Below are 23,714 nucleotides of genomic sequence, written 5' to 3'. Positions count from 1 at the left end.
GCCACATGATCCAGGCTTCGAGCCGCGCATGATCCGGGCTCGTGCGGGCATCGCTTCAGTCCTGGCGCACGGCCAGTGCCAAGAACCGCGCGTCCTCGTCGAGGTAGGAGCGCAGCCGCCAGCCCGCCCCGGCCAGCAGCCCGGCGAGCCGGGGCTCGGCCCGCAGATCGTCATCGGAGAGCTCCCTGCCCTGCCGCGCGGCCAGCGCGGCACGCCCCAGAGGATGGAACAGCGCCAGCCGTCCGCCCGGACGCACCACCCGCGCCAGTTCGCGCAGATCGGCCTCCGGCCGGGGCAGGTGGGCGATCAGCCCCGCGGCGAAGACCGCGTCGAGCGACTGCGCGCGCAGCGGCAGCCGGGCCACGTCGGTGAGCAGCAGCGCACCCGCCCTGCCCCGGCCCGCGTCGCTTGCCGCGGCCAGCATCTCCGGGGTGAGATCGGCCCCGATCACCGTGCCGTCGGGCCCGACCGCCTCCCGCAGCAGGGGCATGGCCCGCCCGGTACCGCAGCCCGCGTCCAGTACGGCGTCCCCCGGGCGCAGTTCGAGAGCGGCGACACCGACCGCGATAGCCGGACCGTCATCGGGGAAACGGGTGTCCCAGCGCGCTGCTCGCGTGCCGAAGAACTCCCGGACGTGTGTGTGGTCGTCGGCCATGGGGACATGATCCCGCACCGTGCGTTTCGCCGGCACGGCCGGCTGCGACAAGTCCGCCACCCCTCGGCCGCGGGGCTGGTCGGTCCGCCGACGGGGCGTTCTGTGCACCCGTTCGAGCTCGGTGCGATCGTTCAGAAACATCTCTCTGTCATATTCCAGCAGCTTTCGAAATGCGCCCCCGGACCGCGGCCCCACCCGGACTAGCGTCCCTGAGTCATGGGACACCTGGACCACGCCACCTTCGGCTGGCTTACACCGGTGCTGTCGTACCTCATGGCCTGCATCGGAGCGGCGCTCGGCCTGCGCTGCACGCTCCGGGCTCTCGAGACGACCGGCGGTTCCCGGCGCAACTGGCTCATCACCTCCGCGTCCGCCATCGGCAGCGGCATCTGGACCATGCACTTCGTCGCCATGCTCGGTTTCGGCGTGGTCGGCACCGACATCCGCTACGACGTGCCGCTGACCATCCTCGGCCTGGTGGTCGCCATGGCCGTGGTCGGCGCCGGGGTGTTCGCCGTCGCTCACGGCCGTGACCGTGTGCGTGCCCTGCTGCTCGGCGGCCTCACCACGGGACTTGGCATCGCCAGCATGCACTACCTCGGCATGGCCGCCCTGCGGCTGCACGGGACGGTGCGATACGACCCACTTCTGGTCGCCCTCTCCATCGCCGTCGCGGTGGTCGCAGCGACGGTCGCGCTCTGGGCCGCCCTCAACGTCACGGCACCCATCCCGGTCGCCGCCGCCTCCCTCGTGCTGGGCGCGGCCGTGACCAGCATGCACTACACCGGCATGCTCGCGGTCAGCGTGCACGTCGAACCCTCCCGCGAGGCCCTGCCCGGGGCCACGACGATGCAGTTCATCTTCCCCCTCGCCGTCGGCCTCGGGTCCTTTCTCTTCCTCACGGCTGCCTTCGTGGCCCTCTCTCCCACGGCACGCGAACGCGCCGCGTACGCCTCGGCGGGGCGTACCGCCGAACCAGCCGCCGCACCCCGCTGACTCCACAGACCCGTTGCTCTCCCGCCAGACACGCCGCACCCACCGTCCCCTCCGGAACGAGGAGGCCATGCGCACATCCCGCAGCACCCCCGGCGCAGGCACGCCACCACACACCGGCGCCGTCCACGGCGGGGCCGCCGTACCGCCCGTGCGCGGGCGCCGCGCCCACGCAGGACCGCCCGCGGACGAACCGTTCGAAGCGGCCATGGACCGGGAATCGGCCTGGGCGGCGCAGGGCGGCCGGCGCCATCGCGAGCGATGGCGCCCGCGCCCCCGGACCGTGCGTGCCAAGATCGTGTCCCTGCTGATGGTGCCGGTGGTCTCGCTCCTCGCCCTCTGGGGCTTCGCCACCGTCACCACCGCCCAGGACGTGGCCCGGCTCCGCCAGCTCCAGGACATCGAGGACCACGTCCGCCACCCCGTCGACCAGGTCGTGTCAGCGCTGCAGAACGAACGCCGCACCGCACTCCGCCAGATCGCGGCGCCCTCCCCGGAACGTGCCGCCGCCTTCCGGCAGCAGACCGGCACCACCGACACCTCCCTCGCGCTCCTCGCACTCGGCGACGACCACACCGTCGCCGACGCGGGTGACCTGCCGCCCGTCGTCGCCGAACGCCTTGACCTGCTCACCACCTCGAGCGCCGCCCTGCCCGGACTGCGCACCGCCGTACTCGGCCGCAAGGCCGACTGGGACCGTGCATTCGAGCAGTACACAGCGGTGATCAGCGCCGCCTTCGGCGTCCATGGCGCGCTCGCGGGCGGCGCCCGGAGCACGGCAGCGGGCGCGGAGGACCGCGTACTCAACGAGTTCGGCCGTGCCGCCGAAATGCTTGCCCGCGAAGACGCCCTGCTCTCCGCGGCCCAGGCACAGGGGACCTTCAGGGCCGAGCGCCGAAAGCTCTTCACCGGCGCCGTCGGGACGCGCCGTGCCCTCATCGAGTCCTCTGTCGGCGACCTGCCGGCTCCCGAGCGTGCCGCATGGGGCGCTCTCACCGCCCAGGGCGCGTATCAGGCGCTCCAATCGACCGAAGACACCACCGTCAACGCGCCATCGGACCGGCGCGCCGCCCAGACGGTGTCCGTCGAGGCTTGGGAATCGGCCAACAGCACCGTGCGCACGGCCATGCGCCAGATCGAGGAGCGAGCCAGGAGTGCCGCAGGCCCGGCCGACCCCATCGGCGACGCACTGCTCACCCCAGCCGGCGCAGCCGTGTTCTTCGGCCTCGCGGCAGTCGCCGCCGCGCTCGTCGTCTCGGCGCGCATCGGACGCGCCCTGGTCGTCGAGCTCGTCAGCCTCCGCAACACCGCCCTGGAGATCGCCAGGTACAGGCTGCCCCGTGCCATGCGCGTACTCCGCGCCGGCGAGAAGCTCGATGTCCGGGCGGAGGCTCCCGAGGGGCCACCTCCGCGTGACGAGGTCGCCGAGGTCGGCCAGGCGCTCTGGACCGTGCACCGGGCCGCGCTGGAAGCGGCCGTCGAACGGGCCGAGCTCAGCCGGGGCATCTCGGGTGTCTTCGTCAACCTCGCCCGTCGCAGCCAGGTCCTGGTCCACCGTCAGCTCAATCTGCTCGACAGTATGGAACGCCGCGCCGAGGATCCCGACGAGCTCAGCGACCTGTTCCGGCTCGACCACCTCACCACGCGCATGCGCCGTCATGCGGAGAGCCTGATCATCCTCTCCGGTTCCGCACCCGGACGTGCCTGGCGCACGCCTGTGCTCCTGACCAATGTCGTCCGCGCCGCCGTCTCGGAGGTGGAGGACTACGCACGCGTTGACGTGCGCCCGCTGCCGGAAGCCGCGGTCATCGGTACCGCCGTCGCGGACCTCACGCACCTCCTGGCCGAACTGGTCGAGAACGCGACACAGTTCTCACCGCCTCACACGCGGGTCCGCGTCAACGGCGAACCCGTCCCCAACGGCTACGCGATCGAAATCGAAGACCGCGGTCTCGGCATGGGAAAGGAGGCGCTCGCCGAGGCGAACCGGCGCGTCGAGGAGACCGAGGCACTGGACATCTTCGACAGCGACCGCCTGGGACTCTTCGTGGTCAGCAAGCTTTCGGTCCGCCACGACGTCAAGGTGCGACTACGGACCTCGCCCTTCGGGGGGACCACCGCCGTCGTGCTGGTCCCGAACGCGCTGCTCCAGAGCACGTCCCCGTCGGATGCGGATGGATCGGATGAAGGGGCTGCCGGTTCCGCGTACACGTTCGAAGCCGAAGCCCAAGCCGAAGCCGAAGCAGGAACCGGAGTCGGAGCCGAAGCGGGACCCGGGACCGAGGCGCCACCGCCCCCTGGCGTCATAGCGTTGCGGTCGCACAGCCGCACCCGCCCCGGACACGAGGCTGACGGGCCTCAGGCTCCGCCTTCGCCGGAACCGCGGCGGCCCGCGCCCTCTCCGGACACGGTGGCCGACGCGGCGGCTTCAGGCAGCCTCCCGCGACGTGTGAGGCAGTCCCATCTGGTCCCGCAGCTGCGGCCGGCCGGCGATCCGGACGCCACTGGCGCGGAAGCGACCCGGCCGGACGACCGCGCCGCGACCGCCGTACCCGAGTGCACTCCTGAGCAGGCCAGGGAGCGCATGTCCGCCTTCCGCGCAGGCTGGACCCGCGGTGGCGGCACCACCCAAAGCCGTGCTCACCGCCGCGACACCCGCGATACCACGCACCTCAGCGAACTCGGCGAACGTAAACGCAGCCAACTCAGTGAACTCAGCGAAGGAGACGACGCATGATCGACCACAGGAGGATCGCCCCGGAGCACACCTCCGGGGAACTCGACTGGCTGCTGGACGACCTGACGGCGCGGGTCAACGGGGTCCGGCACGCGGTCGTCCTGTCCGGAGACGGACTTGCCGTGGGTGCCTCCGACGGTCTCACGCGTGAGGACGCCGAGCACCTCGCTGCCGTCGCGTCCGGATTCCACAGTCTGGCCAAGGGAACGGGGCGCCACTTCCACGTCGGTTCCGTGCGCCAGACGATGGTCGAACTGGACCGCGGCTTCCTGTTCGTGGCCGCCGCGGGCGAAGGATCCTGCCTCGCCGTTCTCAGCAACGCGACCGCTGACATCGGACTCATCGCGTACGAGATGGCCCGTCTCGTCAAACAGGTGGGGGAGCATCTGCGGACGCCACCGCGCCTGTCCGCCACCCCGCCCCCGCCCACCGTCGGTTGACCGGGAGAGGCACCACCGTCATGAACGATGCCGGCGACGGCGGCCTGGCGGCGCAGCGCAGCCGTTGGTACGACGCCGAAGCGGGACCCCTGGTGCGTCCCTACGCCATGACCGGAGGACGGACGAAGCCCGGGGCCGGTGCCGAACGCTTCGACCTCATCGCGCTGGTGGACCTCATCCCCGACGCGCTGGCCCGGGCAGAGCAGTCCCTCATCGGCCCTGAACACCGGACGCTCCTCGGGCTGTGCTCGGACGAGACGCAGTCGGTCGCGGAGCTCGCCGCGAGCGCCGATCTGCCGGTGGGCGTCGTACGCGTCCTCTTGAGTGACCTGCTCGAAGCCCGCTTCGTCGCCGTCAGCCGGCCCGTCCCACCCGCGCAGCTCCCCGACGAAAGGATCCTCCGGGAGGTGATCGACGGCCTCAGAGCGCTGTGACAGCGAAGGGCACAGCGGCTGCCACGGCGGCACACCCCGGACGGTACGCGGCACACTGGTACGGCACCTCCACGACCGGACACTGCATCCGAGGAGCACCGTGCCTGTCCCGATCATCATCGACTGCGACCCAGGGCACGACGACGCGATCGCCATCCTGCTCGCGGCCGGCGATCCCGCGGTCGATCTGCTCGCCATCACGACGGTGGCCGGCAACCAGGTGGTCGAGAAGACCACCCTCAATGCCCGTCGTATCTGTACCGCCGCAGCCATCACCGATGTTCCGATTGCAGCGGGCTGTGCCCGTCCCCTCGTGGGGCCGCGCTACGTGGCGGACGACGTGCACGGAGAATCCGGGATGGACGGCCCGCGCTTCGGCGAGCCCACCGTGAGAGCCGTTCCCGAGCATGCCGTAGATCTGATGCGCCGCATCCTGACCGGGCACCCGGAGCCGGTCACCCTCATCCCGACCGCCCCGATGACCAACATCGCCCTGCTGCTCACCCGCTATCCCGAGGTGGCGGGGCACATCCGCGAGATCGTGCTCATGGGGGGTTCCACCGAACGGGGAAACCGCACCCCCGTCGCGGAGTTCAACGTGTACGCGGATCCCGAAGCCGCCGACATCGTCTTCCGCAGCGGCCTGCCCGTGACCATGTGCGGGCTCAACGTCACGCACCAGGCGCTGGCCACGCCGGATGTTCTCGCCCGGTTCGAAGCCCTCGGCTCCGAGCTCGGTGGGATCTGCGCGGAGCTGATGACGTACTTCGCCTCCACCTACCGCAGAATCTGGGGTTTCGACGCTCCGCCGCTCCACGACCCGGTCGCGGTGGCCAGGGTCATCGACCCCGCGATCGTCCGCTGCGCCGAGGCGAGCGTGGCCGTCGAACTGCGGGGACAGTACACGCGCGGGGCGACCGTCGTGGACCTGCACCGGTACCTGGACCGGCCCGTCAACGCCCAGGTGGCGCTCAGCCTCGACCAAGAGCAGTTCTGGGACCGGATCGTCACGGCCGTCGACACACTCGGCAAGAGGGCGGTCCGGACCGACCGGCCCTGGCACGCCGGCCCCTGACCTGACCTGACGTGCTCGTGCCCGCTCACCCAGCCGCCTTCCGACGGGTCACCGGTCGACAACGGTGCCGAGCGCCGACTCGCGGCGAGGCCGCCGAGCGGTGCGAAGGCCTTGGGCGGTGCGGCGCGTCACCGTGTAGTCGGCTGGTCGCTTTCGGCTTCCTGCGCGGATCCCGGTACGGGGGCCGCTGCGGCCATGCAGGGGTACCCCCGGAGGCGGGCGCCCACAATCGCGTGGCGGGCGCCCTCGGTGACCCGCGAAGATGGCCGAGTGAGCCGGGCAGCCGGTCGAAGGCAACCGCAGAAGAATGAGGTACCACGGCGTGTCTGACATACGCAGGACGCCCGACACACCCGACACACCCGACACCCCCGACGCGCCGGCCACCGTGGCGGAGAGCTCGGAGCTTCGGGCCGACTGCGGCAGCTGCTTCGGTCTGTGCTGCGTCGCCCTGCCGTTCTCGGCATCGGCCGACTTCGCGGTCGACAAACCAGCCGGACAGCCCTGCACCCACCTCGGCGATGACTTCCGGTGCGGCATCCACCAGCAGCTGCGGCCACGCGGATTCCCGGGTTGCACGGTCTACGACTGCTTCGGAGCCGGTCAGAAGGTCTCCCAGGTCACGTTCGGCGGGGTGAGCTGGCGGCAGGAGCCGGACACGGCACGCCGCATGTTCGCGGTCTTCCCGGTGATGCGCCAGCTCCACGAGCTGCTCCGCCACCTCGCCGAGGCCATGGCACTGCCCGCTGCCCATACCCTCCACGCCGAGATCAGCCGTCTTTACGACGAGATCGACGCGCTGACGCACAGGGAACCCGCCGCACTACTGGACGTCGAGGTTCCGGCGCTCCGCGCCCGGGTCGGCGATCAGCTGATGCGCGCGAGTGCGCTGGTACGGGCCGAGGCAAGGCCCGGTCGCAAGAAGAACCGGCGCGGGGCCGATCTCTTCGGCGCCCGGCTTGGCGGTGCCGACCTACGGGGAGCCGATCTGCGGGGCGCCTGCCTGATCGCCGCCGACCTCAGCGCTGCCGACCTGCGCGCAGCGGACCTCCTCGGCGCCGATCTCCGCGACGCGGATCTGCGCGGTGCGGACCTGACCGGCAGCATCTTCGTCACGCAGCCGCAGCTCCGGCAGGCCAAGGGGGACACCAGGACACGACTCCCGCGCGGGCTGGTCCGCCCCGCCCACTGGCCCGCGTAGCCCGCCTGCTCCCGCCCGGTCAACGCTGCTTTCGCCCATATGCGCATAAGCGTGCGCTACGCGGGTACGTGCGTGCCGAGTGCCGCGTGAGCCAGGGCTCGCCCCATCGCGACGCCCGGGACAGCTGTTCCTCCGGCGTCGTCCGGGCGAGTTGCCGAGTCTGCTGAGCAGGCCCACGACGAGACGATCCGACGCCCCTGCGATCCCTCGCTGACACGGCACGAGTCAGGCCGCGTCCCGCAGCTTGTTCCGACCACCCGGCGGGCCGGCGTCGCGAGCGGGGTGTGGAGGAGTGCCGAACACCATGAACATCGCTTTCCTCATGGCGCCGGAAGGCGTCGAGCAGATCGAGCTCACCGAACCCTGGCAGGCCGTGGCGGGCATCGGCGGTACACCCCTGCTGCTCTCCACGAAGCCGGGCCGTATCCAGGCGTTCCATCATCTCGACAAGGCGGACACGTTCCCGGTGGATCTGCTGGTCCCCGGTGGTTCCGCACTGGACTTCGACGGGCTGGTGCTGCCCGGCGGCGTCGCCAACCCCGACGCCCTGCGGATGGACGCGGGAGCCGTGGCGTTCATCCGGGCGTTCTTCGAGGAGGGCAAACCGGTCGCCGCGATCTGCCACGCCCCGTGGACCCTCGTCGAGGCGGATGTCGTCCGGGGCAGGACCCTCACGTCGTGGCCCAGCCTGCGTACCGATATCCGCAATGCGGGCGGCATCTGGGTCGACGAACAGGTGAAGGTATGCCGGGAGGGGCTGAGCACACTGATCACCAGCCGTAAGCCGGACGATCTGGCGGCGTTCTGCTCGGCGTTCACGGCGGAGTTCACGAGGGCGTCGGCCGGCGCCGGCGTCGGCCGCTGAGTTCGGCGACCGCTGACGGGCGGCACCGGCTCCCTCATCGCGGTCATCGCGGTCATCGCGCTCATCGCACCATGACTCGTTCCACCAGCAGCTTCACCGCTGCCGCGATGGACTCCGCGTCGATTCCCGCCGCATGCGCCTGCTCCTCGGCCGAGGCGCTCGCAGGCATGTTGCGTACGGCGAGGCGAGCCAGCCTGGGCATGGGCCGGCCGTCCGCGAAGGCCTCCGCGACGGCATCACCGATGCCTCCCTCAGGGTGGTGGTCCTCGACCGTGAGCAGGCATCCCGTGGCCCCGGCCGCGTCGTTGAGGGTGTCCACGTCCACGGGCTTGACCGAGTACAGATCGATGACCCGGACGGGTATCCCGTCAGCCGCCAGAGCCTGGGCGGCGGACATGGCCTGGTGAACGGTCGTGCCCGCCGCGACGATCGTCGCGCGATCCTCGTCGCTGCTGCGCAGCACTTTGCAGCCCCCGATGGGGAACTCCTCGCCGGGCCCGTAGACGACCGGGGTTTCGGAGCGTGTCGTACGCAGATAGCGCACCCCTTGCAGGTCGGCCATCGCCGCCACCAAACGAGCCGTCTGATTGGCGTCGCAGGGGTAGAGCACCGTCGAGCCGTGCACGGCGCGGAACATGGCCAGATCCTCGAGCCCCATCTGGGAGGGGCCGTCCTGACCGATCGTCGCTCCCGCGTGCGAACCGATGACATTGATTCCGGCCCGGCTCACGGACGCCATCCGCACGAAGTCGTGTGCGCGGGTCAGGAACGCGGCGAAACTCGATGCGAACGGCACCCAGCCGCGTGCTTGCAGTCCTACCGCCGCCGCGATGAGCTGCTGCTCGGCGATGTAGCACTCGAAGTAGCGGTCGGGGTGCTCCTTCTTGAAGTACTCCGTCCGCGTCGAGTCGCTTACCTCGGCGTCCAGCGCGACGACGTCATCACGCGCCGCACCGAGCGCCGCCAGCGCGCGGCCGTACGCCGTGCGGGTGGCCTCGTCGGAACCCACGTCGAAGCGGGGCAGAGCCGGCGGGGAGCTGGTTTGCGCCTTCCGGTCCGCGTGTCCCTGCGCCGCGGGCGGCGGAGATACCGCGACCCGGATGAACCGCGGCCCGCCCAGTTCCTCGATCGCGGCATCGGCGTCCGGAAGCGGCTTGCCGTGCTTGCCCTCCTCGTCCTCCACCGCGGCCACCCCACGCCCCTTGCGTGTTGCGGCGATGACCGCCGTGGGGCGCCCGTCGGTGCCGGCCGCCTCAGTGAAGGCCTTGTCGATGGCCTCGACGTCGTGCCCGTCGATCTCGATCGTGTGCCAGCCGAAGGCCCGCAGCCGGCGTGCGTAGGCGTCGAGATCATGGCCGTGGCGGGTGGGTCCGCGCTGGCCGAGCCGGTTGACGTCGATGACCAGTGTGAGATTGTCCAGCCCTTCGAAGGCGGCGTGCTCGACGGCTTCCCAGACCGACCCCTCCGCCATCTCGCTGTCTCCTGACAGCACCCAGACCCGGTACGGGACCTCGTCGAGGCGGGCACCGGCGAGCGCCATGCCGACCCCGATCGGCAACCCCTGGCCGAGTGACCCGGTGGCCACGTCCACCCAGGGCAAACGCGGGGTGGGATGACCCTCGAGGCGGCTGCCGAGCCGGCGGAACGTGAGGAGTTCCTCGTCGTCGATCGCCCCGGCGGCCTTGTACAGGGCGTAGAGCAACGGCGAGGCATGGCCTTTGGAGAGGATGAGCCGGTCGTTGGCGGGATGGCCGGGGGCGTCGAAGTCGTAACGCAGATGACGGGCGATGAGCACGGCGGCCAGGTCGGCCGCCGACATCGACGAGGTGGGGTGTCCCGAGCCCGCGGCATCTGCGGCCCGCACCGCGTCCACCCTCAACTGCTGTCCCAGTTCGTACAGTTCTTCGTGCCGCATGTCACTCCTTTGAAGCGCCGGGGAACCGCGCGAGCTCGGGTGAGGCCGAATCCAGTGGGACCGACCAGGAGCGGACCAGGCCGAGCTGCACGCCCTGGCGTGCGAGAACCATGTCCAGCAGCCAGTCGGCCGCGACCCGCACCCGGTTGCCCGGCATGGCGGCGAGGTGGTAGCCACGGGTGACCGCACCCGCCGCGGGGCCGGACAGCGGGATGCCCATCGGATTGGCCGCCGCCTGCGCTCCTCCCAGGTCCACGGCGAAGCCCATGTCGTGGTGCTTGTACGGTCGTGCCTCGCCGTAACCCAGGGATGCGGCCACGTTGTTGGCCGCGACGATGCCCTGCCGCGTGGCGTGCTGCGCGGTCATCGGCGTCAGAGGGAATCCGCCGTCACCGGCGTCCGGAGAGTCGGGACGGGTCAGATCGGGCACGGCCGCCGCGTCTCCGCATGCGAAGACTCCCGGGTAGTGGGGTACGTCCAGACGCGGTGTGACGCACAGCCGGCCGCGTTCGACCGGCAGGCCGATGTCGGCGACGAGAGGATCGGGACGAACCCCCACACACCAGATGAGGGTCTTGGTCGCGACGAACTCGCCGCTGTCCAGCCTTACCCCGTCCGCGGTGGCTTCCTTGACGGAGGTCCCCGTGTGTACCTCGACTCCGCGCTTGCGTAGCACCCGGTCCGCGGTCGTGGACAGTCGGCGGTCGAGCTCCGGCAGAACGCGAGGCGCGATGTCGAGCAGCAGCCATCGGGGCGGTGCGCCGCGCGATGCCTCGCTGGTGCTCGTGGACATCCGAGACCGCTGTGACCGGGCGGTCTGCGCGCGGAGTTCGCCGGTGAACACCGAGCCCTGGGCGGCGACCTCGGTGCCCGTGTATCCCGCGCCGACCACCACGAACGTGTTGCGTGCCGAGGCGATGTCCGGGTCAGTCTCGGCCGTCGCGAGTTCGGTCTGCCTGATGATGTGGTCCCGCAGATACAGGGCCTCGGGCATACCGCGGAAGCCGTGGGCGTACGAGCTGACTCCCGGGACCGGCAGAAGTTTGTTCACGCTGCCGACGGCGAGAACGAGCCGGTCGTACGCCAGCTCACCCTGACTGCCCTCCGGGTCCGTGTAGAGGACCCGGCGGCCGTCCGCGTCGACGTGGGTCGCCTCGCCGAGCACCAGTCGCACCCCTGGGAGGGTGTGCACCAGTGACACCGTGACCCTTCTTGGTTCGAGGACTCCCGCTGCCACCTGGGGGAGGAGCGGCAGATAGAGGAAGTAGTCCGTCGGATTGAGCAGGACGATCTCCACCGGTTTTCTGGCGAGGATCCGGGAGAGCGTCCTGGCGGTGCGATGGCCCGCGAAACCGGCTCCCACGATGACGACCCGGGGTACCGCGCTCCGGGGCACCGGCTGGTCAGGGGGCTGGGGCTGAGGCTGCACGACGAATCGCCTCCCACGTGAAGGGGGTAGGGGTGTGCGAGGGGCGCGACAAACCGGCTGCCCGCCCATGGGCCCTCCAAACCAGGGTCCCTCGGACGATCTGTCGCGGCCATGCGAATTGTGAATTCACCAGAGCAGCTAATAGGTCAGGAACGATCACATCGCGTAAAAAATGATCGCGACCCCCGGTGTGCCCCGCCGGATTGCCATACTGCTCATGCCACACAGAACAGATGTACTGGTGTCGGACCCCTGCTGGCTTCACTGTCCGAAGACGGGCATTGACCTGCGGATTTCATCCGGCGCCCGGCATCCGACGAGAGAAGTGATGCATGGCCTCCGAGCTCTCTGGCGGCATGGGTGGGGATTCCGCCGCTCTCGCGCTGAAAATACTGGTCGCCGGCGGATTCGGGGCCGGCAAGACGACCCTGGTGGGGGCGGTCAGTGAAATACGTCCGCTGCGCACCGAGGAACAGCTCAGCGTGGCCGGTCAGGCCATCGACGACACCGGCGGGGTCGACAGGAAGACCACGACGACCGTGGCCATGGACTTCGGCCGTATCACCATCCGGTCGGGCCTTGCCCTGTATCTCTTCGGCACGCCGGGCCAGGACCGCTTCTGGTTCCTGTGGGACGAGCTCGCCCAGGGCGCGCTCGGGGCCGTTGTGCTCGCCGACACGCGGCGCCTGGCGGACAGCTTTCCCGCCGTGGACTACTTCGAGCACCGGGCCATCCCTTTCGTCGTCGCCGTCAACTGCTTCCCCGGGGCGCGTACTTACGGCGCACACGAGGTCTCCCGCGCCCTTGATCTCGACCGTGGGACTCCGGTCGTGTTGTGCGACGCGCGCGACCGCGACTCCGGCAAGGAGGTGCTCGTACGTCTCGTCGAGTACGCCGGGCGCATGCACACGGCCCGACTGCTCAGCGCCGTGAGTTCGTGAGAACGAGCCACTGGAGGGCACCCGGAATCCCCCGCCAACCGGTGCGTGGTCGCAGTCGGCGTCCGTGGCGCCCCGGATGAGTCCTTTCGCCCCGGATGAGTCCTTGCCCTTACGGGGTCGGTGCGTAAGGCTTACGCGAAGCACGGGGACACGGGGTTACCTGGACGGGGAGGACCGGACATGGCGCTGGACAAGGGGCTCGACTGGCTGCTGGACGACCTGACCAAGCGCGTCGACCACATACGGCACGCGCTGGTGCTCTCCAACGACGGCCTGGTCACGGGGGCGAGCACCGGTCTCTTGCGGGAGGACGCGGAGCATCTCGCCGCCGTCTCGTCGGGGCTGCACAGCCTCGCACGGGGTTCGGGCAGACACTTCCGCGCGGGCAACGCCCGGCAGACCATGGTCGAGTTCGATGACGCGATGCTCTTCGTCACCGCCGCGGGCGAGGGCAGCTGCCTGTGCGTGCTGAGTGAGGCCGAGGCCGACGTCGGTCAGGTCGCCTATGAGATGACCCTGATGGTGAGCCGAGTGGGGGAGCACCTCGCGGTGTCCGCACGCCAGCCCGGCCGGATGACTCTTTCCGAGTTCTGACCCGGCATCCAGGAGTTATCCACAGGCTCAGCGAGAAAGTGCTCTCCGGACTACCGTCGTGACTGTGAGTGTTCGTCACGTACGGCGAGTATGGGGAGTTCGACATGTTCGAGACCGGCACCGGCACGACCACATCCCTCGCGTTCGGGCAGGCGGCCGTCGCGCTGAAGCTCAAGCACCGCGAGCTCGCCCTTGGCGTGCGGCTCGGGTACATCCGCTGCACACCGGGGAGGGAGGCGGGAAGCGATCTGGTGCCGCTGGACGAGGTTGATCGGCTGCGGGCGCTGGAGGGATTTCCCGGGGCGCTGCGCGAGCGCGTCCGCACGGTCGCGACAGCCGAGGCATGTCGGCTTGTCTCCACCACCCGGGACCGCTTCACCAAGCTCGCCCGCACCGGCCACTTCACACCGGTCGGGTTCTATCTCAACCGCTACCACACCGTGGTCTGGCTCTACCTCGCCACGGAAGTCAGGGAGTTCGCGGAGGGCAACCCGGATCTGCTCAGGGGACGTCTGCCAGCAGCTCTGCGGGCCCGGCTCGACGACGGGGAGGACTCGCGGGCCCGCAATTGGCGGGGACGGTACGTCGGGATGCTGCTGCGCCAGGCCCCGGATGCCTGGGCGCGTACGGCGGCGATCGCGTCCGTGCTCGACCCGGCCGTGGTCGCCGAGGTGGTGGACGACCCGTATGAGCGAGCGCATGTGGAGCGGCTCCGTCCCGATCCACCGGACGGGCCCCCGGACGTGTTCACCGCCCGCGCCATCAGAAGCGGGCTGCTGCTGGCGGACGACCCCGATGAGATCGTGTGGCACCGGATGAGCCTGGCCCTCTCGTTGGACGAGGCGCGGGCATGGCGCCCGGCTCCTCGTCCGGGCAGCGAGCGAGTGCCGGGGCTGTGGCCGGGGCCGTCCCACGACGCGCTGCCCGCCCCGCCGGTCGCGGTCCCCGGCGCGGCACCCCTGATCGGCGGCCCTGCGCATGCACGTGCGCGACCTCGGGGTGACGGTGAGCGAAGGCCGAGGCCACGGCAGGCGGCCCGGCGACTTCTCGCGCGGCTGAGCCCGCGCAAGAAGTCACCGACCGGCGCAGGGTGACGGCTAGGCCGTGTTGGAGAACTGGCGTCGTCCGCCCGAAGGGCGGGGCTCGCGGCGTCCGGTGCGTGCCATCGCAAGGCGGTGGGGGTTCCCCCGCCGGAGGCAGCGGGAGGTCGTCCTCGTACCGGGCGTACTCGGACGATTCGACAACGCAGCGAGTGTGCGTGCCAGGCGTCGCGAGCCAGGCGGGAGTTCTCCCACACGCCTAGGTTCTGTCCGGTCACGGCACAAGAGCCACGGGACTGCCCTCAGCGTCCCGGGGAGACGGTGGTGCCCGCTGTCCCGCGGGGCACGACGGTGCTGAGCACGGAGGGGAGCGGATACCAGTCCGCGGAGACCACACTGGCGTGCTTAACCGCCAGCAGGGTCACCCGGTCACGGGCCTGTGCCTCGGTGGGGTTCGTCCCGTCGATGGCGGGAGCCACGCCGGCCGCGCCGGTCATGATGACCAGATAGTGGTTCTGGTCGTACCAGGCGGTGTCGATCGATCCGGCGGCGAAGGTGGAGGCATCGCCGTCGAACACGACGAACCAGGGGCGGATGGAGGTGTCCGAGTAGCGGCTGCGCGGGTCGCCCGCCTGGGCGTCGAGCACGGCGGGGAATGCGGCTGCCTCTCTCAGGCGCCCCGCGGCGGCCAGTCCACGCAGATACTCGGCGTACTCACGGTCGGTCCACAGGGTGTCGAAGGGGTTGCCCTTCTCCACCGTTCCCGGGATCAGCTCGACGAGGAACTTCCCTGCCATGTCCGAGCGGGCGGGCCAGCCCTGGGCGCGTACGGCGGAGTCCAGATCGGTGTGTGTGCCCGTCAGATCGGCCGGCCGGAAAAGCGCGTCGCCGAGCCGCGCCGTCAGCAGGGCGTCCAGCGCCGCGGGCCCCCGGCCGTACTTGTTCTGGAAACCGTCCTTCAGCTCCATCTTGAGCACGACGGGACGGTGGCCGGGGTTGGCGTTGTGCCAGGCTCGGATGTCGGAGAGGCAGCCGCCGAGATCCTGGTTGCGCGACTTGGCCCGCAGCTCGGACGGGGTCGCCGCGTTCACGCAGTTGTTGTCGTTTCCGAGGGGGTTGCTGTGGGAGACACGCCAGGACTTGCCGAACACATTGGTCCACACGTCCAGTTCGAGCATTCCGGCACCCGAGTCGAGAGCGTCAGCGAAGTACGGGTACTTCGCCTTCTCATACGCGTTGTGGACGCCGACCGAGGTCGTGGACGAGTACGACGGTCCAGCTGCGGCATCATGCGCCGTGGCCGGCTGGGCCCCCGTCGACGCGAACACGATCCCGGTCAGCGCCGTGGCGATCGCGGGCACAGCCGTACGCGAGAGCTTCCTCATGGTCCCCTGCCTGCTGTGTGTCGGGAGTAGAGCAAATCGAGCGCAGATTAGGGGAGTTGAGTGACAGATGGGAGGTGTTCAGACGTCCTTTGGGAATTCCTCGGTGATCCAGGCCGGGTGCATGCCGCCAACGAAGAAGCTGATCCTGTTTCCCGACGGAGGATCCCCTGGGCGTGGCCACGGTGAGTAGCCTGTCGTGCAGGGATGACATGTGCGGCCATGCGGCGTGCGGATCCCGGGATGAGGGGGCACCATGGCGGCATGCTGCTGGCCCGTCTCGCGGAGGCGTCACGGCAGATCGCTGCCGAGCCGTCCCGCACCGCCAAGATCGCCTCGCTCGCGTCACTGTTCTCCGACGCGCGGCCGGAGGAAGCCGCCCTGGTGATCTCCTACCTCGCGGGCAGGCTGCCGCAAGGGCGGCTTGGTGTGGGCTGGAGTGTGCTCAAGGACCGGGTGCCGCCATCCGGTCAACCGGCTCTGACCGTCGAAGCGGCCGACGCCGCCTTCACCGCACTCGCCGAGGTCTCCGGAGCCGGTGCCCAGGCGGAGCGCAAGCGCCTCGTCCGGGAGCTGATGGGTGCGGCGACCGCGTCCGAACAGGAGTTTCTGCTCCGTTTGCTGACCGGTGAGGTCCGCCAAGGCGCGCTGGACGCGATCGCACTGGAGGGCGTGGCCAAAGCCGCGGGTGCCTCCGCGGCCGATGTGCGGCGCGCGGTCATGCTGGAGGGCTCGCTTGCCCGGGTGGCGGGAGCGCTGCTCGCCGAAGGCTCTGAAGTCCTTGCCTCCTTCCGGCTGCGTGTGGGGAACCCGGTACAGCCGATGCTCGCTCACACCGCCTCGTCCGTCGCCGACGCGGTCCGTGCCGTGGGAGCGTGCGGTGTGGAGGAGAAGCTGGACGGGGTGCGCATCCAGGTGCACCGTTCCGGTGGCGATATCCGTGTCTACACACGCTCCCTCGACGACATCACCGGCCGTCTCCCCGATGTCGTCGCCTCCGTGTCCGCACTGCCGGGAGACCGGTTCATCCTGGACGGCGAAGTGATCGCCCTCGGTTCCGACGGCAGGCCGCTTCCCTTCCAGGAGATCGCCTCGCGCGTGGGCTCCCGTGCGGACGTGGCCGCCGCGACCGCCGCCGTGCCGCTCTCGCCCGTCTTCTTCGACCTCCTCGCCATCCGGGGCGGTGGCGCGGATGGCGCCGGTGATCTGCTCGGCCTGCCCGGCCGTGAGCGCCATGCGGCCCTCGCCCGCCTGGTGCCCGAGTCCATGCGGGTGCGTCGCTGTGTCGTGGAGGACCCCGATTCGGAGGTGCAACTACGGACAGCCGAAGCCTTCCTCGCGGCGACCCTTGACCGGGGCCATGAAGGTGTCATGGTGAAGGCGCTGGACGCCCCCTATGTCGCAGGACGCCGGGGCCGCTCATGGCTGAAGGTGAAGCCCGTACACACGCTCGATCTCGTCGTCCTGGCCGTCGAGTGGGGCCACGGGCGCCGCACCGGGCTCCTGTCCAACCTCCACCTCGGCGCCCGCACCGCCGATGGCACCTTCGTCATGCTCGGCAAGACCTTCAAGGGCCTGACGGACGCGATGCTGCGCTGGCAGACGGACCGACTGAGTGAACTCGCGGTCTCCGACGACGGCTTCACCGTACGCGTCCGGCCCGGGCTCGTCGTCGAGATCGCCTACGACGGCCTCCAGCGCTCCACCCGCTATCCCGCGGGCGTGGCTCTGCGGTTCGCACGCGTGGTCCGGCACCGCCCGGACAAGAGCGCCGCGGACGCGGACACCATCGAGAATGTGCTTGCCTCTGCCGCGGGCGGGGCGCCCTGACGCTCAGCTCGTCCGACCTACCGAGCGCGGGTCTGACGGTCATGCGTATGAACGTCCGGCTCAGGGGGTTCCGGTGTGGCTGTCGGCTCGTCACCGTCCGATGGCTCAAATGACTTGGCCGCCCGGAGCCCGCGACGACTCCGCCGCGTCGCTCCTTGGGACGTGTCTGTCACCAGCGCGCTCATGACCTCCCCGCAGAAGTGTCCCGGGCGGGGCTGGACAGTCACGTGAAAGACGGCCACCGATCGGCGGCCCACGCATGCCAGTCCGGCCAGCCCGGAGGGCGACCGTCAATGTCATGCCCGTCGAGTTCTGCGGCGTCCGGTTCCTCGAACAGGGAGCGCGCATGCAGGAGGTCCGCCTCGCTGATCGGGAAGGTCTGGTCCGGAGTGGTCGACTGGCGATCGGCGATCCGAGCGCGTTGGGTCTCGTGGTCCACCGGCACATACACGAGGCGGTAGGACGCGCCTGCAGAGTGCACCAACCAGCGGATCGCGGACCTCTCGTGACGAGACCAGCACCCGAAATCCAGGACCACGTTGGTTCCCAGCCTCAGTGCCTCCAACGCGAGTGAGAGCAGCCGTCCTTCCAGGACATCGCGCATCCCGTCCGCCTCCGCTTCACCGAACAGCGGAATCATCCACTCATCAGGCGTCAGCCGAAGCGCGTTGTGCTGCTTGGCCAGATGCCGAGCCGTTGTGGTCTTTCCGGCCCCCGGCAGGCCGACTGTCAGAAACAACGTGGTCACACCCAGATCGTTCACGGGAAGCATGTGGAGGACAACTGCTTTCTGCCGAGATCACCGGGCCGCGTCGAATCTCGGGAATCGAAGGAGCGGCCACCCCTAACGCCGCCGGCGCAGCGCGTAGGCGCCGCCCGCGACAGAGGCGAGGGCAAGAGCGGCGACTCCCGCCACCACCGGGATGGAAAGGCCGTCGGCATCAGCGGCAGAGGCCGTGGGACTGGTGGCATTGGCCCGGGCAGGGTCTGCCGCCGGCGCGCTCCCCGGTGGAGTAGCCGGTGAGGATGCCGGTGGAGACGCGGACGGGGACGCCGGTGGAGATGCCGACGGGGGCACCGGTGGGGACGCCGACGGCGCCGGGGACGCCGGCACACGCGCGGCGGCTGCCGGACGGGCGGGGGAGAGAACGATGTCCGAGCAGGAGTAGTAAGTGTCGGGTGTGTCGGTGTTCTGCCAGACGGTGTAGAGCAGGTGGCGCCCCTCCCGTCCTCCCGGCAGCGTGCCCCGAATCCGGTACGCACCATCGCGGAGCTCCGGATCGGTGACCGAGGCGACCGGCTCCCGCTCGAGATCGTCCCAGGTCAGCGGGGCGCCCGGGTCGTATCCCTCCTTGGTCAGATACACCCGGAACGTGCCACGGTGCGGAATCGTCGACGCGTACGTGAGGCTGAACCGCGCGCCCGCCTTGAGCGCGGTGGCGGGCCAGTCGTCCCGGGCGAGGTCCAGGCCCTTGTACAGGGCGATGCCCGCACTGCAGAGCTGTCCGTCGGGGATCATCTGACGGTCGCGGCCCGCGACACCGGCCACACGCAGGTTGTCCCATTTCTCGAAGGCCGTGCTCCCGCCCGCCCGGACCGCCGCGGCGCATGCCGCGGACTGTGCCTGACCGCCGCGGGGACCGCAGGCGACCGCCCGGCTGCCCGGATCCGTCGGGGCGCCGTGCGCCCCGGCCGGTGCCGCGCAGAGGGTGACGAGAACGGTCGAAGCGCTACCGATGAGCGCGGCCAGTGCGACGGCGCTGCGACGAACGAACATGCTCGGAGATTCCTCCCGGGGCAGGGGCGGCGGCAGCGGAGACTGCCACGCCTTCCCATACGGCTCGAGGGGCGCCCGGCGTTCAAATGGCGTTCAGCGGAAGCCCGTGCCACGTCGGGCCGCCCCCATCTCCCTTCGTGACATCCCTCACCACCCTCGTGACTTCAGTCACAAGGTGAATCGGTTTCGCCCGTTTTGGTGAAGTATGGAGATTCGATTTCATGTGGTTTGGGTCGTTTAAGTGGCCCCTAGAGGGCCCCTCCGGTCGGCGGGTGCCGCAGGGAGAGATATGGGAGAGGCACTCCGCAAGGCGGGCATCCGGCGGATCGCTCTGCCCGTCGCAGGAGGAGTCGTCGTGACCGGGCTGGGCCTCTACGCGGCCGGCCTCGCGGCCGCGGACATACCCGACGGCACCCGGGTGCGTGGCATCGACATCGGTGGCATGAGCCGAGCGGACGCCCAGCGCACCCTTGACCGCACACTCGGCTCGGACTTCGCCGAGCCCGTCGCGCTGACGATCGGTGACCGCACGGAGCAGGCGGCCCCCGGCGCACTCGGAATGTCCCTGGACACGGCCGCGATCATCGACCGCGCCGCCGAACCGGCATCGGACCCCGTCACCGTGATCCGCAGGCTCGTCGCATCGCCCGAGCGGGACATCGAGCCGGTCGTGCGCATCGACGAGAAGGCGGCCCGCGCCGCGATCGACCGCATCGGCGGGACCGCCGAGCGGCAGGCCCGTGACGGAGCCATCAGCTTCGAGAACGGCACGGCGCGCGCCACCGCACCCGTCACCGGAGCCACGCTGGACCGGGCCCAGGCGCTCGCCGCCGTCCGGGAAGCCTCCCTGCGTCCCGCGACCGCCGTCAAGGAGATCGTCCTGCCGGTCAAGCGGACGCAGCCCAGGATCGGAGCGAACGAGACGGAGCGGGCCATGCGCGCGATCGCGCGGCCCGCGATGTCCGCCCCCGTCACGCTCACGCTCGGCGACCAGCGGATCACCATCAGCCCCGCCACGCTGGGCAGGCACCTCGTGATGAAGCCGGTCGGTACCGGCACCACCGGCAAGGGCATCAGTCTCACCCCGTCCCTCGACGTGCACGGCCTCATCACCGACCCTGCCGTCTCCGAGCCGCTGCGCCAGGCCTCCCAGGGGCCACGCGACGCGCAGTTCCGCCTCGACGCCCACGACCGCGTCGTGGTGGCTCAAGAGGCCCGCGTAGGACGGCCCGTCACCGAGAAGGCATTCGGTGACGCCGTTCTGCCCCTGCTCACCCGTTCCGGCAAGGCCCGCACCGGGGAGATCGCGGCGCGCGCCATCCAGCCGCGGCTGACCTCCGCATCGGCCCGCCAGCTCGGGATCACGGAGAAGGTCTCCTCGTTCACCGTGCGCTTCCCGGCGGCTCCGTACCGCATCACCAATATCGCCCGTGCCGTGGAGCGCATCGACGGCTCGCTCGTCCTGCCCGGCAAGGAGTGGAGCTTCAACCGGACCGTCGGCGAGCGGACCAAGGAGAACGGATTCGTCGACGGGATCATGATCAATGACGGCCAGTACGTGAAGTCACCGGGTGGCGGTGTCTCCGCCGTCGCTACGACCATGTACAACGCCATGTTCTTCGCCGGCGTCAAGCCACTGGAACACGGCGCACACTCGTTCTACATCGAGCGCTATCCGGAAGGCCGCGAGGCCACGGTCGCCTGGGGCACGCTCGACCTGCGCTGGAGCAATGACTCGGGCCGCGCCCTCTACATCCAGGCCACGTCCACCGACACCTCGGTCACCATCACCTTCCTCGGCACCAAGAAGTACGACGAGATACGCGCGACCAAGGGTCCGCGCACCCACATCAAGCCCCCGGCAATCCGCAAGGGCAGTGGTCCCACGTGCGAGGTCCAGACCCCGCTCGAAGGCTTCGACGTCTCCGTCGGACGTGTCTTCGTCCAGGACGGCCGTGAGGTGAAGCGGGAGGACTACGAGACCCACTACACGCCGCGTGACAAGGTCAACTGTGCCCCGGAGAAGCCGGCCGGCACCCAGACCCCGGCCGGCACGCAAAGCCCGGCCGCCACGAAGACCCCGGACTCCACGAAGACCCCGGCGTCCACGACCACCTCGGACCAGCCCGACGTGCAGACCCCGGACCAGCCCGACCCGCTGCACACCGAAACCCCTGCCGCAAGCACCGGCACCAGCTGAGCCGCACCGCTGTGCGCGACGCGCCGGTACACGTCAGCGCGCGGCGAGCTGCGCGGCCGCGCTCTCGATCAGCATGTCCAGAGCGGCGGGATACGCGCTGACGTTCATCTCCGCGACCAGGTAGGGCGCCGCGGGCGCTATATGCGGATGCGTGCTCGCGGGCAGCCGGGCGTAAGTCGCCCGCCATACGGCCTCGTCCGCGCGCCGGGCTGCCTCGGGCAGTGCGAGAGCGGCGGCGTCCAGTGCCGCGAAGGCCAGTGTCTGGTCGATGAAGCAGTGGTAGACGCGCACCGCGTCGGGCGTGGGGAATCCCGCCCGGTGCAGCACACCCAGGATGACCTCGTCCGAGGCGATCTCGTGCGCCCTGCCCGAGACCCGGCTCGCCGTCAGAACCGCGGCCTGAGGGTGCGCCAGATACGCGGCGTGGATCCGCAGTCCGAGCGCCCGCAGATCCGCCCGCCAGTCGTGCGTCGGTGACCACCCCCGCAGCGCCCGCCCGATGAGCGCGTCACCGACCGCCAGGGTCAGTTCGTCCATTCCGCGGAAGTACCGGTAGAGGGTGCTGGGGTCCGCGCCCAGCGCCGCCCCCAGCCTCCGCGCGGTGAGGCCCTCGCCGCCGTGCTCACGCAGCATCCGCAGAGCCGTGTCCACGATCAGCTGCTCGGAGAGCACCACGCCGCCCTTGGTAGGACGCCGGCGGCGGCGCAGATGCTCCGGCACCACCTTCTTCGGCATCGTCCAGCCCCATACTCTCGGTCATCCTTATGCCAACGCCATTGACCGTACCAACGGCTCCTGCGTTTCATCCAGGCACGGGGCAGTGCCTCGTGCAGACTTCGGGCTGAGGGAAAGGACCTGGCTATGCGCGTATTGCTGATCGGTGCCGGTGGGGTGGGGACGGCCTTCACCCGGATCGCCGCCCGTCGAGAGTTCTTCGAGCGGATGGTCGTCGCCGACTACGACGAGTCACGGGCAGCGGCGGCGGTGGAAACCCTCGCCACGGCGGGGGAGGGCGCCCGGGCGGACGAGCGCTTCGCCGCCGCACGCGTCGACGCGTCGGACGAAGCCGCCGTCACCGCACTGCTCGAACGCGAACGCTGTGACGTGCTGGTCAACGCCACCGACCCCCGCTTCGTCATGCCGCTGTACCGGGCGGCACTCGCCGCCGGTGCCCACTACCTGGACATGGCGATGTCCCTGTCCCGGCCCCACCCGGAGCGCCCGTACGAGGAGTGCGGGGTCAAGCTCGGCGACGAGCAGTTCGCCCTGGCGGACGAGTGGGAGAAGTCGGGGCGGCTGGCTCTCGTGGGCATGGGCGTCGAGCCGGGCCTCTCCGATGTCTTCGCCCGCTACGCGGCCGATGAACTCTTCGACACCCTCGAGGAGGTCGGCGTGCGTGACGGGGCCAACCTCACTGTGGAGGGCTATGACTTCGCGCCCTCGTTCAGTATCTGGACCACGATCGAGGAGTGCCTCAACCCTCCGGTGATCTACGAGAAGGGCCGCGGCTGGTTCACCACGCCTCCGTTCAGCGAGCCTGAGGTGTTCGAGTTCCCCGAGGGCATCGGTCCGGTGGAGTGCGTCAACGTCGAGCACGAGGAAGTGCTGCTGATCCCCCGCTGGGTGGAGGCCGACCGCGTCACCTTCAAGTACGGGCTCGGCGAGGACTTCATCAACACCCTGAAGGTCCTGCACCAGGTCGGCCTCGACCGTACGGACCCCGTGACGGTGCGGTCGTCCGACGGACCGGTGCAGGTCTCGCCCCGTGACGTGGTCGCGGCGGGACTGCCCGACCCGGCCAAGCTCGGGGACAGGATGCGCGGGAAGACCTGTGCGGGCACTTGGGCCAAGGGGACCAAGGACGGCAAGCCACGGGAGGTCTACCTCTACCACGTCGTCGACAACGAGTGGTCCATGAAGGAGTACGGCTCCCAGGCCGTGGTCTGGCAGACGGCCGTCAACCCGGTGGTCGCCCTGGAGCTCGTCGCCACGGGAGCCTGGACGGGCAAGGGCGTGCTCGGTCCCGAGGCCTTCGCCCCCAAGCCCTTCCTCGACCTGCTCACCGCCTACGGCTCTCCCTGGGGCCTGCGCGAAGACTGAGGGCTCCGCAGCTCCCCGCTGTGTCACCGCTTCGAGACAAGTACCGCTGTACGGGAACCCACCCGCACCTTCCCACCATCCTCCCCACCGGATGCCAACCGAAGGC

The 23,714-nt window shown here is 70.2% G+C and carries 20 protein-coding genes; 13 read left to right on the top strand and 7 right to left on the bottom strand.

All coding sequences use genetic code 11. The features are described from left to right. Positions 1 to 55: 55 nt before the first annotated feature. A complete protein-coding gene (locus tag ACFV6V_RS00475) occupies positions 56 to 655 on the bottom strand; it encodes a class I SAM-dependent methyltransferase (protein WP_385556850.1) in 600 nt (199 codons plus the stop codon). 216 nt (positions 656 to 871) lie between these two features. Between ACFV6V_RS00475 and ACFV6V_RS00470 the strand changes: the two genes are divergently transcribed. From ACFV6V_RS00470 to ACFV6V_RS00440, 7 genes are all read left to right on the top strand, one after another. Beyond that, on the top strand, positions 872 to 1,651 hold the full coding sequence (locus ACFV6V_RS00470) for an MHYT domain-containing protein (protein ID WP_385556847.1): 780 nt from the start codon (positions 872 to 874) through the stop codon (positions 1,649 to 1,651). A gap of 67 nt (positions 1,652 to 1,718) precedes the next feature. Next, complete coding sequence (locus ACFV6V_RS00465; protein WP_385556845.1) at positions 1,719 to 4,385, top strand: nitrate- and nitrite sensing domain-containing protein; 2,667 nt, start codon at positions 1,719 to 1,721, stop codon at positions 4,383 to 4,385. Continuing rightward, the gene (locus tag ACFV6V_RS00460; protein WP_385556842.1) at positions 4,382 to 4,825 is read left to right on the top strand and encodes a roadblock/LC7 domain-containing protein; all 444 of its coding nucleotides are present in this window, start codon (positions 4,382 to 4,384) and stop codon (positions 4,823 to 4,825) included. The genes ACFV6V_RS00465 and ACFV6V_RS00460 overlap by 4 nt, the downstream gene beginning before the upstream one ends. 20 nt (positions 4,826 to 4,845) lie before the next feature. Then, on the top strand, positions 4,846 to 5,259 hold the full coding sequence (locus tag ACFV6V_RS00455) for a DUF742 domain-containing protein (protein WP_385556840.1): 414 nt from the start codon (positions 4,846 to 4,848) through the stop codon (positions 5,257 to 5,259). Positions 5,260 to 5,359: 100 nt separating this feature from the next. Then, the gene (locus ACFV6V_RS00450) at positions 5,360 to 6,334 is read left to right on the top strand and encodes a nucleoside hydrolase (protein WP_385556837.1); all 975 of its coding nucleotides are present in this window, start codon (positions 5,360 to 5,362) and stop codon (positions 6,332 to 6,334) included. A gap of 322 nt (positions 6,335 to 6,656) precedes the next feature. Then, on the top strand, positions 6,657 to 7,535 hold the full coding sequence (locus ACFV6V_RS00445) for a pentapeptide repeat-containing protein (protein WP_385556834.1): 879 nt from the start codon (positions 6,657 to 6,659) through the stop codon (positions 7,533 to 7,535). A 304-nt stretch (positions 7,536 to 7,839) separates the two neighbouring features. Continuing rightward, positions 7,840 to 8,400, top strand: coding sequence for a type 1 glutamine amidotransferase domain-containing protein (locus tag ACFV6V_RS00440; protein WP_385556832.1), 561 nt, complete (start codon positions 7,840 to 7,842; stop codon positions 8,398 to 8,400). Positions 8,401 to 8,461: 61 nt separating this feature from the next. Here the strand turns inward: ACFV6V_RS00440 and ACFV6V_RS00435 are convergent, their stop codons facing one another. Both ACFV6V_RS00435 and ACFV6V_RS00430 read right to left on the bottom strand, forming a co-directional pair. Next, entirely contained in the window at positions 8,462 to 10,315 is a 1,854-nt protein-coding gene (locus tag ACFV6V_RS00435) for a transketolase (protein ID WP_385556829.1), read from the bottom strand. A 1-nt stretch (position 10,316) separates the two neighbouring features. Next, on the bottom strand, positions 10,317 to 11,744 hold the full coding sequence (locus ACFV6V_RS00430; RefSeq protein WP_385556826.1) for an NAD(P)/FAD-dependent oxidoreductase: 1,428 nt from the start codon (positions 11,742 to 11,744) through the stop codon (positions 10,317 to 10,319). A 332-nt stretch (positions 11,745 to 12,076) separates the two neighbouring features. Between ACFV6V_RS00430 and ACFV6V_RS00425 the strand changes: the two genes are divergently transcribed. The 3 genes from ACFV6V_RS00425 (at position 12,077) to ACFV6V_RS00415 (ending at position 14,373) form a co-directional block, all read left to right on the top strand. After that, positions 12,077 to 12,685 (top strand): ATP/GTP-binding protein, encoded by a 609-nt coding sequence (locus tag ACFV6V_RS00425; RefSeq protein ID WP_385556823.1) that lies wholly within the window; start codon positions 12,077 to 12,079, stop codon positions 12,683 to 12,685. Between the two features lie 180 nt (positions 12,686 to 12,865). Next, positions 12,866 to 13,279, top strand: a complete 414-nt coding sequence (locus tag ACFV6V_RS00420; RefSeq protein WP_385556820.1) for a roadblock/LC7 domain-containing protein — start codon at positions 12,866 to 12,868, stop codon at positions 13,277 to 13,279. Positions 13,280 to 13,383: 104 nt separating this feature from the next. Next, positions 13,384 to 14,373 (top strand): DUF6397 family protein, encoded by a 990-nt coding sequence (locus ACFV6V_RS00415; RefSeq protein ID WP_385556817.1) that lies wholly within the window; start codon positions 13,384 to 13,386, stop codon positions 14,371 to 14,373. A 248-nt stretch (positions 14,374 to 14,621) separates the two neighbouring features. Here ACFV6V_RS00415 and ACFV6V_RS00410 read toward each other — a convergent pair whose 3' ends face one another. Continuing rightward, a complete protein-coding gene (locus tag ACFV6V_RS00410; RefSeq protein ID WP_385556814.1) occupies positions 14,622 to 15,704 on the bottom strand; it encodes a phosphatidylinositol-specific phospholipase C domain-containing protein in 1,083 nt (360 codons plus the stop codon). Between the two features lie 261 nt (positions 15,705 to 15,965). On the opposite strand from ACFV6V_RS00410, the gene ACFV6V_RS00405 reads away from it, so the two are divergent. Further along, a complete protein-coding gene (locus ACFV6V_RS00405) occupies positions 15,966 to 17,531 on the top strand; it encodes an ATP-dependent DNA ligase (RefSeq protein ID WP_385556811.1) in 1,566 nt (521 codons plus the stop codon). 223 nt (positions 17,532 to 17,754) lie between these two features. On the opposite strand, the gene ACFV6V_RS00400 is transcribed toward ACFV6V_RS00405, so the two are convergent. Both ACFV6V_RS00400 and ACFV6V_RS00395 read right to left on the bottom strand, forming a co-directional pair. After that, positions 17,755 to 18,279, bottom strand: a complete 525-nt coding sequence (locus ACFV6V_RS00400; RefSeq protein WP_385557128.1) for an AAA family ATPase — start codon at positions 18,277 to 18,279, stop codon at positions 17,755 to 17,757. 96 nt (positions 18,280 to 18,375) lie between these two features. Next, positions 18,376 to 19,308, bottom strand: a complete 933-nt coding sequence (locus ACFV6V_RS00395; RefSeq protein WP_385556808.1) for a lytic polysaccharide monooxygenase — start codon at positions 19,306 to 19,308, stop codon at positions 18,376 to 18,378. 289 nt (positions 19,309 to 19,597) lie between these two features. Between ACFV6V_RS00395 and ACFV6V_RS00390 the strand changes: the two genes are divergently transcribed. Then, positions 19,598 to 21,508 carry a VanW family protein gene (locus ACFV6V_RS00390; protein WP_385556805.1) on the top strand — a complete coding sequence of 637 codons (1,911 nt, stop codon included), beginning with the start codon at positions 19,598 to 19,600 and terminating at the stop codon, positions 21,506 to 21,508. A gap of 33 nt (positions 21,509 to 21,541) precedes the next feature. On the opposite strand, the gene ACFV6V_RS00385 is transcribed toward ACFV6V_RS00390, so the two are convergent. Further along, a complete protein-coding gene (locus ACFV6V_RS00385) occupies positions 21,542 to 22,243 on the bottom strand; it encodes a TetR/AcrR family transcriptional regulator (RefSeq protein ID WP_385556803.1) in 702 nt (233 codons plus the stop codon). Between the two features lie 126 nt (positions 22,244 to 22,369). On the opposite strand from ACFV6V_RS00385, the gene ACFV6V_RS00380 reads away from it, so the two are divergent. Next, entirely contained in the window at positions 22,370 to 23,608 is a 1,239-nt protein-coding gene (locus ACFV6V_RS00380) for a saccharopine dehydrogenase family protein (protein WP_385556800.1), read from the top strand. The last annotated feature ends 106 nt before the right edge of the window (positions 23,609 to 23,714 follow it).

Origin of the sequence: Streptomyces sp. NPDC059828, from assembly GCF_042731955.1 — a bacterium.
Lineage (GTDB): Bacteria > Actinomycetota > Actinomycetes > Streptomycetales > Streptomycetaceae > Streptomyces.
Note: the sequence above shows the minus strand (reverse complement) of the source record. Positions and strands in the feature narration are given on the sequence as shown.

Excerpts from the sequence above, each read along its gene's own strand:
- ACFV6V_RS00475 (WP_385556850.1), bottom strand. The coding sequence starts at position 655 with ATGGCCGACGACCACACACACGTCCGGGAGTTCTTCGGCACGCGAGCA.
- ACFV6V_RS00425 (WP_385556823.1), top strand. The coding sequence starts at position 12,077 with ATGGCCTCCGAGCTCTCTGGCGGCATGGGTGGGGATTCCGCCGCTCTC.
- ACFV6V_RS00380 (WP_385556800.1), top strand. The coding sequence starts at position 22,370 with ATGCGCGTATTGCTGATCGGTGCCGGTGGGGTGGGGACGGCCTTCACC.
- ACFV6V_RS00440 (WP_385556832.1), top strand. The coding sequence starts at position 7,840 with ATGAACATCGCTTTCCTCATGGCGCCGGAAGGCGTCGAGCAGATCGAG.
- ACFV6V_RS00465 (WP_385556845.1), top strand. The coding sequence starts at position 1,719 with ATGCGCACATCCCGCAGCACCCCCGGCGCAGGCACGCCACCACACACC.
- ACFV6V_RS00390 (WP_385556805.1), top strand. The coding sequence starts at position 19,598 with ATGGGAGAGGCACTCCGCAAGGCGGGCATCCGGCGGATCGCTCTGCCC.
- ACFV6V_RS00435 (WP_385556829.1), bottom strand. The coding sequence starts at position 10,315 with ATGCGGCACGAAGAACTGTACGAACTGGGACAGCAGTTGAGGGTGGAC.
- ACFV6V_RS00470 (WP_385556847.1), top strand. The coding sequence starts at position 872 with ATGGGACACCTGGACCACGCCACCTTCGGCTGGCTTACACCGGTGCTG.
- ACFV6V_RS00455 (WP_385556840.1), top strand. The coding sequence starts at position 4,846 with ATGAACGATGCCGGCGACGGCGGCCTGGCGGCGCAGCGCAGCCGTTGG.
- ACFV6V_RS00460 (WP_385556842.1), top strand. The coding sequence starts at position 4,382 with ATGATCGACCACAGGAGGATCGCCCCGGAGCACACCTCCGGGGAACTC.
- ACFV6V_RS00385 (WP_385556803.1), bottom strand. The coding sequence starts at position 22,243 with ATGCCGAAGAAGGTGGTGCCGGAGCATCTGCGCCGCCGCCGGCGTCCT.
- ACFV6V_RS00415 (WP_385556817.1), top strand. The coding sequence starts at position 13,384 with ATGTTCGAGACCGGCACCGGCACGACCACATCCCTCGCGTTCGGGCAG.
- ACFV6V_RS00405 (WP_385556811.1), top strand. The coding sequence starts at position 15,966 with ATGCTGCTGGCCCGTCTCGCGGAGGCGTCACGGCAGATCGCTGCCGAG.
- ACFV6V_RS00420 (WP_385556820.1), top strand. The coding sequence starts at position 12,866 with ATGGCGCTGGACAAGGGGCTCGACTGGCTGCTGGACGACCTGACCAAG.
- ACFV6V_RS00410 (WP_385556814.1), bottom strand. The coding sequence starts at position 15,704 with ATGAGGAAGCTCTCGCGTACGGCTGTGCCCGCGATCGCCACGGCGCTG.
- ACFV6V_RS00395 (WP_385556808.1), bottom strand. The coding sequence starts at position 19,308 with ATGTTCGTTCGTCGCAGCGCCGTCGCACTGGCCGCGCTCATCGGTAGC.